The sequence below is a fragment of the Gemmobacter caeruleus genome (assembly GCF_008271655.1).
Lineage (GTDB): Bacteria > Pseudomonadota > Alphaproteobacteria > Rhodobacterales > Rhodobacteraceae > Gemmobacter > Gemmobacter caeruleus.
This window is the reverse complement of the sequence record NZ_VKKX01000033.1, coordinates 258,733-270,529: the sequence shown is the minus strand read 5'-3', so window position 1 is coordinate 270,529 and position 11,797 is coordinate 258,733. Positions and strand designations below refer to the sequence as shown.

Here is an 11,797-nt window from a genome sequence, read left to right as displayed (position 1 = left end):
GTCATTTCCCCAGTGCGGCCTGCGCCTGCAACGCGACGCGGGCCTGAAGTTTCTGCTGTGCCTGATCCACCACCACGGCGGCCACAATGACAAGCCCCTTGATCACCGTCTGCCAGAAGGCCGAGACGCCCATCATCACCAGACCGTCCGACAGAACGCCGATCACGAAGGCCCCGATGATCGTGCCCCCGATCCGCCCGCGCCCGCCCGACATCGAGGTGCCGCCCAGCACCGCCGCCGCGATGGCGTTCAGCTCGAACGTCTCGCCCGTGGCGGGGTGCGACGCGACAAGCTGCGAGCTGACGATCAGCCCGACCAGCGCCGCGCAAAACCCCGAGAACATGTAGACGAACAGCTTGATCCGGTTGACCTTGACCCCTGACAGGGCGGCGCCGCGTTCATTGCCGCCGACAGCGTAGATATAGCGCCCCAGCGGCGTGCGCCGCGAGATATAGGCGGCCAGCGCCGCCACCACGATCAGCATCCAGATCGAGATCGGCAGGCCCAGCAGGCTGCCAGCCCCGATCTGGCGGAAACTCTCCGACCCGTATTCCGCGCTGCCATTCAGGTTGGGAAAGGTGCGCCCGTCCGAGGACAGCATCGCCGCCCCCCGGCAGATGTAAAGCGTGCCCAGCGTCGCGATGAAGGGCGCGACGTTCAGCCGGGTGATGAGCAGCGCGTTCACCGCGCCGATGGCGATACCGACCAGACAGACGATCAGGCAAATTTCCAGCGTGTTGAACTGGATCGACCAGCCCAGCCCGAAATCGACGCCATAAAGCACCAGCCAGCCCGCGACCATGCCGCAAAGCCCGACGATGGAGCCGACCGACAGGTCGATCCCGCCCGAGATGATGACAAAGGTCATGCCGATGGCCAGAAAGGCGTTCAGCGCCACATGTTTCGACATGATCACCATATTCGCCGCCGACAGGAAATTCGGTGCGGCCACGGCGAAAAAGGCAAAGACCAGGATCAGGGCGATGAAGGTGCGCGCCTTCAGCACCAGCAGGCCCAGATTGGGCGCGGCGGCGCCGGTGGGCGGATGGGTGGCGGCGTGGCTCATGCAACAAGCTCCTGTGCGGGGCGGCCCTGTCCGGGCGCCGCGGCGGCGATGACGGCGGTTTCGGTCGCCGTGCCGCGGTCGAATTCTCCGGTGATGCGGCCCTCGGACATCACGATGATGCGGTCCGACAGGGCCATGACCTCTTCCAGATCCGAGGTCACGAACAGGATGCCCAGCCCCTGCGCCGCAAGCTGACGCATGGTGCGGAACACCTCGGCCTTGGCGCCGATGTCGATCCCGCGTGAGGGTTCGTCCATCAACAGCACCTTGGGCGTGGTCATCAGCGCCTTGCCGATCACCACCTTTTGCTGGTTCCCGCCCGACAGGCTGGAAACCGGGTTTTCCATCGAGGCGATCTTCACCGTCAGCCGTTTCACGAATTCGGCGACGCCCCGACGTTCGGCACCCAGAACCATGTGGAACAACCGGGTAAAGCGGCCCAGGCTCGACAGGGTCATGTTCTCGCGGATGCTGGCCATCTGGATCAGCCCGTCATTCTTGCGATCCTCGGGGATCAGCGCGATGCCCCGGGCGATACGCCCGGCAATGCTGCGGTCGCGCAGCGGCTCTCCCGCAATGGCCATCTGCCCGGTGGCATGGGGGTGACGGCCGATCACGCATTCCAGAAACTCCGACCGGCCGGCGCCCATCAGCCCATAAACCCCCACGATCTCGCCCGCGCGCAGCGAAAGCGAGACGTGATCGACCGCCAGCCCGCCGCCGGCACGCGGCAGACAGACATCCTCGGCACGAAAGATCTCGGCCCCGAACGGGTGTTCGACCTCTTTCGCGAAGTCCTTGGACGCCTCGCCGATCATGTTGCGCACGATCCAGGGCACATCCACCCCCGCCATGGCCCGCGCGCCGGTGATGGTGCCATCGCGCAGGACGGTGATGTAATCGCCGATGCGGATCAGTTCCTCCAGCCGGTGCGAGATATAGACGATGCCGACCCCGTCACGCTTCAATTCGGCAATGACGCGGAACAGGATCTCCACCTCGGCGGCAGAAAGGGCTGAGGTCGGTTCGTCCAGGATCAGGATGCGCGCATCCTGGGCCAGCGATTTGGCGATTTCCACGATCTGCTGCTGACCCACGCGCAGCTCTGCAACCGGGGTGTCGGGATGGATGTCATGTTCCAGCCGTTCCATCAGGCGTCTTGTGGCGGCGCGCTGCGTCTCCATGTCGATATCGACGCCGCCCCGTGTGATCTCGCGCCCGATGAAGATGTTTTCCGCCACCGTCATGTTGGGAAACAGGTTCAGTTCCTGGAACACGATGCCGATGCCATGGCGGCGGGCATCGTCGGTGCCCCGGAAATGCACCTCGCGATCCTGCATGAGGATGCGGCCCTCGGTCAGTTGCTCGACCCCGGCAATGACCTTCATCATGGTGGATTTGCCGGCGCCATTCTCGCCCACCAGCACATTGACCGCGCCCATGCGCAGGTCGAAATCCACCGATTTCAGCGCCCGCGTGCCGGGATAGACCTTGGTCCCGCCGCGGATCTGCAAGCCGACCGGATGATCCATCACGGCACCTCGGACAATTGCGTGGGCACCAGCAGCAGGGCATCGCCCTTGGCACGCAAGGTCAACGCGCCCTCAAAGGCAAAGCGTCGGCCGGTCAGATCGCCCTCTGGCAGGCGCAGCGCCTTGTGCGCCTCGTCATTCAGGGCGCGGGCCAGCTTGGCGAATTCGATCTGATCGCGGAAATCGGTAAAGACCAGGAAATCGGCGGCATCGCGCAGCGAGGTGCCCTTGATCACAGGGCCAAGCTGCACGGTCACATCCGCCACCCCGTCGCCGTCGCTGTCCAGTTCCAGCTTTGCCGCGCGGCTGGCGGTATCGGCCTTGACCACCTTGCCCTGCCCTTTCACCAGGAAATTCCAGGGGCTGCCCTCGCTTTCCGGGCGGTGGCCATGCTGTGCGCCGGCGGCATCCAGCCCGCCCGCAACCGCATCGCGCAGGGTGGACAGATCCACCGCCTGTTCGGCGACAAAGGGCACGACCTTGGCCGCAAAGATTTCGGCCGCCATCCGCGCCATGCGGGCGGCATCATCGGCGGGGGTGGCCGTGGCGGAACCGGCGGCTTCCGAACCGGGTTCCGGGGTCTTGACGATCTTGCAGCCCGTCAGGGGCATCAGGCCCAGCACGATGACGAAAAGCACATGCGGCGCGCGGCAGGTCATGGGCGGCTCCGAATAGGGGAAAGGGTCCGGCGCGGCGCCGGACCCGAAAGGCGCGGGCTCAGTCGGCCAGCGCAAAGGTTTCCAGCTTGGCGGCATTGTCGGCATTGATCAGCACGCAATCCATCAGCTGCTTTTCATCCTGTCCGGTCGTGCCGGTCTTGAGGAACTGATCGGCCTGTTCCACCGCAAGCTGCGCCTGCCGATAGGCCGGTTGCAGCACGGTGGCCTTGATGCCGCCCGCCTTGATCGAATCGCGCACGTCGTTCGACCCGTCAAAACCGACCACGATCACATCGGTCCGCCCCGCCGCTTCCAGTGCGGCCCAGGCGCCCATGGCCATCGTGTCATTACCAGAGATCACGCCCTTGATCTCGGGGTTCGCCTGAAGGATGGTTTCCATCTTTTCATAGGCTTCGGTCTGCGACCAGTTGGCGGATTGCTGGGCGACCATCTCCATCTCGGGATACTGGTCGATGATATCGTGATAGCCCGAAGACCGGATGCCGGCATTGGTATCGGCCTCGCGGCCCACCAGCTCGGCGAATTTGCCGGTCTCGCCCATCAGGCGCACAAACTCCTCGGCGCCCAGCTGTGCGCCCTGATAGTTGTTCGACACGATCTGGCTCACCGCGATGCCGGATTCCTTGATTTCGCGGTCGATCAGGAACGAGGGGATCCCCGCATCCTTGGCGCGCTGCACGGCGGCGACGGTGGCATCGGCCCCGGCATTGTCGAGGATGATCGCCTTGGCACCGCGCGCGATCGCGGTGTCGAACAGCTCGGATTGCTTGTTCGGATCGTCGTCATGCACCAGAACCAGCGTTTCATAGCCCAGTTCCTTGGCGCGCGCCTCGGCGCCCACGGCCTCGGCCTTGAAGAACGGGTTGTCATGGCTGGGGGTCAGGATCGCGATCAGCCCCTCGGCCGAGGCAAGGCCTGGCATGGCGGCAGACATGGCGATACCGATGGCTGAGAGCATCAGCCGGCGCGAGATTTTCATTGTATCCTCCCTAGATCAGTCCGCGCCGGAACGGTCGCGGTCTCCACACTGACGAGATGGACGTTGAGGTAGAATGATCTTGATGTCAACAGGTATGATGAGTATATCAATTTGCAAATGAGGGAGGGCGCGATGACGGACAGGGCGGAAATCCGGGTAACCTATCGGATCGAGACAGCCGGCCACCCCGAAGCCATGGCCGCCAAGATCGCGGCGGATCAATCGACCGGCACCTTTACCGACCTGCCCGGCGAAACCGCCGCACTCAAGGCCCGCTATGCGGCGCGGGTGATTTCGCTCACCCCCCTGCCCGTCACGGAAACCCCCGGCTTTCCACAGCCCGACGCCCCGGCGGGCACGCGATACAACCGCGCCGATGCGGTGATCGGCTACCCGCTGGAGGCCGTGGGCACCGATATCGCCGCCCTGATGACCATCGCCGTGGGCGGGGTCTTTGCCGCGCGCGGGCTGACCGGCATCCGGGTGATGGATATCGACCTGCCGCCGGAATGGGCCTGCCACCCCGGCCCGCAATTCGGCATCGAAGGGTCACGCCGGCTGATGGGCGTGGCGCGCGGGCCGATGATCGCCTCGATCATCAAACCCTCGCTGGGGCTTTCCCCCGAAGATACCGCGGCGGTGGTTCGCACCCTCTGCGCGGCAGGGGTGGATTTCATCAAGGACGATGAAAAGCTGATGAGCCCGGCCTATTCGCCGCTGGCGGCGCGGGTCGCGGCGATCATGCCGGTGATCCGCGACCATGAACAACGCACCGGCAAGCGCGTGATGTATGCCTTTGGCATCTCGGCCGCCGACCCGGACGAGATGATGCGCAACCATGATTGCGTGCTGGCGGCGGGCGGCAATGCGGCGGTGATCAACATCAACTCCATCGGCTATGGCGGCATGAGCTTTCTGCGCCGGCGTTCGGCGCTGTGCCTGCATGCGCATCGCAACGGATGGGATATCCTGACCCGGCACCCCGCGCTTGGGCTGGAATTCCGCGCCTGGCACAAGATCTGGCGGCTGCTGGGCGTCGATCAGTTTCAGGTCAACGGGATCGCCGCGAAATACTGGGAACCCGATGACAGCTTTGTCAGATCGTTTGACGCCTGCCTGACGCCGATCTTTTCCGAGGCCGACCGCGCCCTGCCGGTGGTCTGTTCCGGCCAATGGGGCGGCCAGGCGCCCGAGACCTTTGCCCGCACCGGCGGGCGGCTCGATCTGATGTATCTGGGCGGTGGCGGCATTCATGGCCATCCGGGGGGCCCGGCCGACGGCGTGCGCGCCATCCGTCAGGCCTGGGCGGCCGCCGAGGCCGGGGTGACGCTGGACGATTACGCCCGCGACCACCCCGAACTGGCCGCCAGTCTCGCGAAGTTCCTCAAATAGGGCGCCGCTGCGCGGCGCCCCTTTTCGTCAGGTGATCCGCTGGATCGAGGCGGCGATTTCCTCGGGTTCGAACACGCGCTTCCAGTCATCGCGCATCAGCACGGGCTTGCCGAATTCGATCGCCTTGTTGCAGGCATCCGAGAACACGCCCTGCACCTCTTCAAAGATCACGGCGCCGAGGATGTTCATATGGCCGAGCAGAAAGTCGCGCGCCGCCTCTTTCGGCACGCCCCGCGCCACCGCCTCGTCCATCGCCTCGCGCATCACCACCAGAAGCGAGGCGCAGACGGTCTCCGACAGGCCGGGTTCGAGGATGGCCATCTGTTCCACCGTCACGCGATGGCTGCGGGCGACGGGGGCATAGATCGCGCGGCCCACGGCCTCTCCCAGTGCATAATGCGCCTCGGGGCCCTGCATCAGCGCATTCACGATGCCTTGCTGCGCCGCCACCCCCCCAAAGAAATCGCGCCGCCCCTCTGGCGTGGATTCGTTGTTGAAGATCGGCGGGTGGCACGGATGGGTGACGAAGTAGGTCAGGTCGTCGCGCTGCGGCAGATGGCCGGCAAAGGGTGCCGCTGCGTCAAGGCAGACCACCATCGTTCCGGGTGCAAGCTGCGGCACGATGCCGGCCGCGACCTTGCCGATGACGGTATCGGGCACCGCAAGGATCACCACATCCGCCCCGTCGATCGCGACGGCGGGGGCCATGCAATCGACGCCGACCTCGGCCTTGAGCCGCGCCTGCCCGGCCTCGCTCACCTCTACATGGCGCACCGTGAAATCGGTCGCGGCCAGGTTACGCGACAGGCGCACGCCCATCTTGCCGCCTGCACCGAACAAAGCGATCGTTGTCATGTCTTCCTCCAATCCTCCCGGAACCAGCGCCTTACTGGTATGATGAGGTAACCTTTGGCGCAGCATAGATTGCTTCTTGCCAATCCGCAACAATGATATACTCATCATACCAGTAAAACACCGAGGCCCGATATGACCGCTTTGCCCCCCGGCCTGCTGATCGCCTGGTATGGCGACGATTTCACCGGCTCTGCCGCGGTGATGGAGGTGCTGCATTTCGCCGGCCTGCCCGCCATCCTGTTCCTCGATACCCCGACGCCGGAACGGCTGGCGCGGTTTCCGGGTCTGCGCGGCATCGGCATCGCCTCGACCGCGCGGGCGCAGGATCCGGGCTGGATGCAGGCCAACATGCCGGCACCGCTGGGTTTTCTGGCAGGGCTGGGGGCGCCGCTTTTGCACTGGAAGATCTGCTCCACCCTCGACTCCGCGCCGGGGATCGGGTCGATCGGCAAAGGCACCGAACTCGCGCTGGCGGCGCGGGGCGGGCAGGCGGCGAGTGTCGTGGTCGCCGCACCGCAGATGCGCCGCTATCAGGCCTTCGGTCATCTGTTCGCCGGCACGCCCGACGGGGTGTTCCGGCTGGATCGCCACCCGGTCATGGCGCGCCATCCGGTGACCCCGATGACCGAATCCGATGTCGCGCGCCATCTGGCGGGGCAGACCGACCTGCCCCCCGCCCTGCTGGATCTGGAGACCCTGCACAGCCCCGACACCGCACAGGCCCGGCTGGACCATGCCTTGCAGGCCGGCGCGCGGCTGATCCTGTGCGACATGATGGACAGCACGAGCGAAACCGCCGTGGGCCGGCTCTTGTGGCGCAATCGCGACCGGATGCCGGTCGCGGTCGGGTCGCAGGGGGTGGAATATGCGCTGATCCGCCACTGGCAGGACAAGGGGCTGCTGCCCGACGCCCCGCCGCCGCAATCTGCCGGGGCGGTGGCGCGGATCGTGGCGGTCTCCGGCTCGGTCTCGCCGATCACGGCGGGGCAGATCGGCTGGTCGCTGGAAAACGGCTTTGCCGGCATCCGCCTGGACGCCCGCGCCGCCTGCGGCAGCGAGGCCGACCTTGCCGCCGAGGAAGGCCGCGCCATCGCCGCCGCCCTGGCCGCGCTGGACCGCGGACAAAGCCCGCTGATCCACAGCGCCGCCGGCCCGGACGACCCCGCCGTCGCCGCGCTGCGCGATGCCATCGCCACCAGCGGCCTGCCAGCCGATCGGGTGAATACCCGTATCGGCGCCGCGCTTGGCCGGGTGCTGGAGACGATCCTGCGCCAATCCGGCCTGCGCCGGGCGGTGATCTCGGGCGGCGATACGTCGGGCCATGGCACGGCGCAGCTCGGGTTGTTCGCGCTCTCGGCCCTTGCGCCCACCATTCCCGGGGCGGCGCTGTTCCGCGCCCATGGCGACGGGCCGCATGACGGGCTGGAACTGGCGCTGAAGGGCGGGCAGATGGGCAGCGAAGATTACTTTGGCTGGATCCGCGCCGGCGGCGGCCCGCGCTGATCCGGTCAGAGCCGCAGCGCCAGCAAGGCCTGCCGCATCACCTGCGGATCGGCATCGACCCCGGTCCAGTATTTCAAACCGATCACCCCCTGCTGCACCAGCATGCCCAGCCCATCGACCGTGCGGCAGCCCCGTGCCTGCGCGGCCCGCAACAGGGGCGTGAGCGGCGGGTTATGGATGCCATCGGCCACCACCATGGCCGGGGTCAGGCTTTCGATCGCGATCGCGGGCATCGCCTCCACATCAGGGTAAAGCCCGACCGAGGTCGCATGGATCACGATATCGGTCCCGGCCGGCACGGCAAAGGGGCCATCCCAGATCGCCAACCGGGCCTGCGCCGGGGTGCGATCGTTCAAAAGATCGACCAGAGCCTGCCCGCGCCCCGCACTCCGGTTGACGATGGTGATCTGCCGCGCCCCGGCCAGCGCCATCTCGACCGCCACCGCCCGCGCCGCCCCACCGGCGCCGAACAACACCACCGCCTTGCCCGCAGGATCGACCTCCTGGCGCAGGGCGGCGACAAAGCCGCGGCCATCGGTATTCTCGCCGATCAGGCGGTCACCCTGCCGCACCACGGTATTCACCGCGCCGATGATCTGCGCCGACTGGCCCAGCCCATCCAGATGCGCGATCACCGCCACCTTGTGCGGGATGGAGCAGTTGAACCCCCGCCACCCCATCGCCCGCGCACCGCGCACCGCATCGCCCAGATCCGCGGGCGCCACCTCGACATTGAGGTAACGCCAGTCCAGCCCGTGATGCGCAAAGGCGGCCTCGATCATCGCGACGGTCGGGTTCTCGGCGGCGGGCTGCGCAAAGGATCCGGTCAGCGGCAACAGAAAGTTCATCGGTCTTCTCCTCCCTCGGGTCAGGGCGCGCGACGGGCGCGCAGATGGGCACCGACCCGCAGCGCCTGCGCGGCGATGGTCAGGGCCGGGTTCAGCGCGGCGGATGAGGGCAGGAACCCCCCGTCCACCACATGCAGATTGGGGTGGTCATGCGCCCGGCACAGACCGTCCAGCGCCGATTGTGCGGGGTCATGGCCCATCCGCACCGTGCCGCATTGATGTGACGGCGCCTGAATGCCAAAGCGGTGACGCAGCACCAGCGGAAAGCCCGCGCGCCGCAGCACGCCCCGCAGATGCCGCACAAAGCGGTCATGCGCCGCGGTGCCGCCGGGGCGATAATCCACCTCGACCCGGTCCCCCGGCAACAGCCGCACGCGGCTGTCGCGGTCGGGCAGGTCTTCCGACATGGCCAGCACATCGACGGAATGCCGGCCCAGCCAATCGGCCAGCGGGCCGGGCAGCGCCGGATAGGCCGGACGGATCATCGCCCCCCGGATATTGCCCAGCATCTGCATGTTGCCCCGCGCGCCCTCGTCGCCCGGCAGGCCATGATAGAAATCGTTGATCGCCAATGTCTTGGGAAAGCGCGTGTCGTTCACCGCCAGCGGCCGGATGCCCATCAGCCCTGTCAAGTGGTGGTTCATCAGATAGCGCCCCACCACGCCCGAGCGGTTCGCCACCCCCGCCGGCGCCGCGTCACAGGCCGAGCGCAACAGGATCAGCGCCGAATTGATCGCCCCGGCCGACAGCACGAAAACCGGCGCCTCCACCCGGATCGGCACGCCCTCGCGCAGCGCCTCGGCCGCCACGACATGCCGGCCCTGATCGTCAAGGATCAGCCGCCTCACCTCCGTCCGCCGCTCCAACCGAAAATCGCCCTGCGCCAGCAAGGGGCGCAAGACCCGCGTCTCGGCATCGCCCTTGGCGCCAAAGCGGCAGGCAAAGGCATCGCAACTGTCGCAACGCCGGCAGGTGCCGCCCGGGCCGTAATCCACCGCCGAAGGCATGGGGAAAGGCCGCAACCCCTGTGCCGCCAGCCCTTCGGCCAGCCGGGCGATCACCGGCTCATGCGGGATGGCCGCATGCGGAAAGGCGTCGCGCGGCGGCTCGGTCGGGTCGAACCCTGCCGCCCCGCGCACCCCGTAAAGCTGCTCTGCCTCGGCATAGAACGGCGCCAGATCCCCATAGCCGATGGGCCAGGCCGGCGAGGTCATACCGTCAATCGCCGTCGCCGCGAAATCCGATTCACGGAAACGGAACATCGCTGTGCCGTAGAATTTGGTATGCCCGCCGACATGGTAATATTGCCCCGGCCGGAACGCCGCGCCCCGCGCGTCAAACCATATGTCGCGCGTCTTGTAACGTTGTTCGCCGAATACCGCCCGGGCATCGCTGTTCTGCGACTCGTTCGGCAGGAAATCGCCGCGCTCCAGCATCAGCACCCGGGCACCGCTGCCGACCAGCCGATGCGCCACGGCCGAGCCGCCGACGCCCGACCCGATGATCACCACATCCGCCTGAATGCTGTCCATGCCCGCCTCCCGCCTGACCGTTTCCTGATGCCAGAGGCCACCCGCAGCGCCCATTCCCCAAAGCGGCGAATCCTTGTATGATTGCCGCATCCATCACGGTAAATGATCCGCAATGCCCATAGCGCCGCCCTATTTCGAAACCGTGACCATCGCACCGGGCCGGTCGCTTCTGGTGTTTGACCGGCAATTGCCGGAATTTCCGTTCAACTGGCATTATCACCCGGAATTCGAGCTGACCCTGACGGTCGATAGCCACGGGATGCGCTTTGTCGGCGATCATGTCGGGCAATATGGCGACGGTGATCTGGTGTTGATCGCGCCGAACCTGCCCCATGCGTTTCAGTCGCGCGGCCTGACCGGGGGCGCCACGCGGCACCGCGCGGTGGTCTGCTGGTTCACGCAGGATTGGGCCGCCGGCCTGATCCGCGCCGTGCCCGAGCTGTCGCCGGTGGCCGATCTGCTGGCCCAGGCACGGCGCGGGCTGCATTTCGGCCCCGCGACCTCAGATGCGCTGCGCCAGCGGTTTCTGGATCTGGGCGGTATGGACGATCTTTCGCAGGTCATGGCACTGCAATCGCTGCTCGTTGCGCTGGCCGCGGCGCCCGACCGCAGGCCACTGGCGGCCGATGCCGTCACGATCAGCGATCTGCCGCGCGATCGTGCCCGGCTGCAAAAGGTGCTGGATCACCTGCACCAGCATTACGACCAGCCGCTGCGCCTGGCGCCGCTCTGCGATCTGGTGCATCTGACCGAAAGCCAGTTGCAGCGCATTTTCCGGCGCAGCGCCCGTATGTCGATCAGCGCCTATGTCATGCAGCTGCGGCTGGGGCAGGCCTGTCAACAACTGGTGCAAACCGACCGGACCATCGCGCAGATCGCCGGCGCCTGCGGCTTTTCCGATGCCGCCGATCTGGCGCGGCGGTTTCGCCGGGCGCGGGGCCAGACCCCGACCGCCTATCGCGCGACCTTTCGCTCCGCCGCCACAGGGCCGAGCAGCGCCGCACCAGATCAGGATTGAGGCGCGGTCAGACCGACATTTCTTCGGGCGCACGGCCCGCCTTCAGCGCGGCTTCGAACCAGCGCGGCTTGCGCCCGCGGCCCGACCAGGTTTCCGCCGCATTCTCGGGATTGGCATATTTCGCGGCGGCCGGGGCGCGCTTGCGGGCAACCGGTGTGCCCAGCAATTCCGACAGGGAAAAGCCCATCTGGCGCGCGCGGTCTTCCAGCTCGGCCAGGGCTTCTTTCTTTTTGCGCTCCTCGAAAGAGGCGATGGCCCGCGCGACCTGCGCCTGCAAGTCTTTCAATTCCTTCAGAGACAGCGCATTCAGATCCATGTTTCGATAGTCCCGCTTTCCATTAAATCGCAGCCCGGCGCGGTTATTCGAGCCGGGCTTTAACTCGGTATAATCG

11 protein-coding genes are annotated in these 11,797 nt (G+C 66.6%); 3 read left to right on the top strand and 8 right to left on the bottom strand.

The features are described from left to right. Window position 1 precedes the first annotated feature (1 nt). The 4 genes from FOA17_RS11960 to FOA17_RS11945 are packed head-to-tail and all read right to left on the bottom strand — an operon-like array spanning window position 2 to window position 4,257. A complete protein-coding gene (locus FOA17_RS11960) occupies window positions 2-1,066 on the bottom strand; it encodes an ABC transporter permease (protein ID WP_149141723.1) in 1,065 nt (354 codons plus the stop codon). After that, complete coding sequence (locus tag FOA17_RS11955) at window positions 1,063-2,598, bottom strand: sugar ABC transporter ATP-binding protein (RefSeq protein ID WP_149141722.1); 1,536 nt, start codon at window positions 2,596-2,598, stop codon at window positions 1,063-1,065. The genes FOA17_RS11960 and FOA17_RS11955 overlap by 4 nt, the downstream gene beginning before the upstream one ends. After that, window positions 2,598-3,257, bottom strand: a complete 660-nt coding sequence (locus tag FOA17_RS11950) for a DUF2291 family protein (RefSeq protein ID WP_149141721.1) — start codon at window positions 3,255-3,257, stop codon at window positions 2,598-2,600. The genes FOA17_RS11955 and FOA17_RS11950 overlap by 1 nt, the downstream gene beginning before the upstream one ends. Before the next feature lie 58 nt (window positions 3,258-3,315). Beyond that, window positions 3,316-4,257, bottom strand: a complete 942-nt coding sequence (locus tag FOA17_RS11945) for a D-ribose ABC transporter substrate-binding protein (protein ID WP_149141720.1) — start codon at window positions 4,255-4,257, stop codon at window positions 3,316-3,318. Between the two features lie 132 nt (window positions 4,258-4,389). On the opposite strand from FOA17_RS11945, the gene oiaX reads away from it, so the two are divergent. Beyond that, window positions 4,390-5,649, top strand: a complete 1,260-nt coding sequence (gene oiaX / locus FOA17_RS11940) for a 3-oxo-isoapionate-4-phosphate decarboxylase OiaX (RefSeq protein WP_149141719.1) — start codon at window positions 4,390-4,392, stop codon at window positions 5,647-5,649. A 27-nt stretch (window positions 5,650-5,676) separates the two neighbouring features. On the opposite strand, the gene FOA17_RS11935 is transcribed toward oiaX, so the two are convergent. Then, window positions 5,677-6,504 (bottom strand): phosphogluconate dehydrogenase C-terminal domain-containing protein, encoded by an 828-nt coding sequence (locus FOA17_RS11935; RefSeq protein WP_149141718.1) that lies wholly within the window; start codon window positions 6,502-6,504, stop codon window positions 5,677-5,679. Window positions 6,505-6,636: 132 nt separating this feature from the next. Here FOA17_RS11935 and FOA17_RS11930 point away from each other — a divergent pair, with 132 nt between their 5' ends. Continuing rightward, the gene (locus tag FOA17_RS11930) at window positions 6,637-8,007 is read left to right on the top strand and encodes a four-carbon acid sugar kinase family protein (protein WP_149141717.1); all 1,371 of its coding nucleotides are present in this window, start codon (window positions 6,637-6,639) and stop codon (window positions 8,005-8,007) included. A 5-nt stretch (window positions 8,008-8,012) separates the two neighbouring features. Here FOA17_RS11930 and aroE read toward each other — a convergent pair whose 3' ends face one another. Both aroE and FOA17_RS11920 read right to left on the bottom strand, forming a co-directional pair. Beyond that, window positions 8,013-8,855, bottom strand: a complete 843-nt coding sequence (aroE, locus tag FOA17_RS11925) for a shikimate dehydrogenase (protein WP_149141716.1) — start codon at window positions 8,853-8,855, stop codon at window positions 8,013-8,015. 20 nt (window positions 8,856-8,875) lie between these two features. Further along, window positions 8,876-10,387 (bottom strand): GMC oxidoreductase, encoded by a 1,512-nt coding sequence (locus FOA17_RS11920; RefSeq protein WP_149141715.1) that lies wholly within the window; start codon window positions 10,385-10,387, stop codon window positions 8,876-8,878. A 112-nt stretch (window positions 10,388-10,499) separates the two neighbouring features. Here FOA17_RS11920 and FOA17_RS11915 point away from each other — a divergent pair, with 112 nt between their 5' ends. Beyond that, entirely contained in the window at window positions 10,500-11,405 is a 906-nt protein-coding gene (locus FOA17_RS11915; protein ID WP_149141714.1) for a helix-turn-helix domain-containing protein, read from the top strand. 7 nt (window positions 11,406-11,412) lie between these two features. Here FOA17_RS11915 and FOA17_RS11910 read toward each other — a convergent pair whose 3' ends face one another. Continuing rightward, window positions 11,413-11,721: an H-NS histone family protein gene (locus FOA17_RS11910; protein WP_149141713.1), complete on the bottom strand. Its 309-nt coding sequence runs from the start codon at window positions 11,719-11,721 to the stop codon at window positions 11,413-11,415. Window positions 11,722-11,797: the final 76 nt, after the last annotated feature.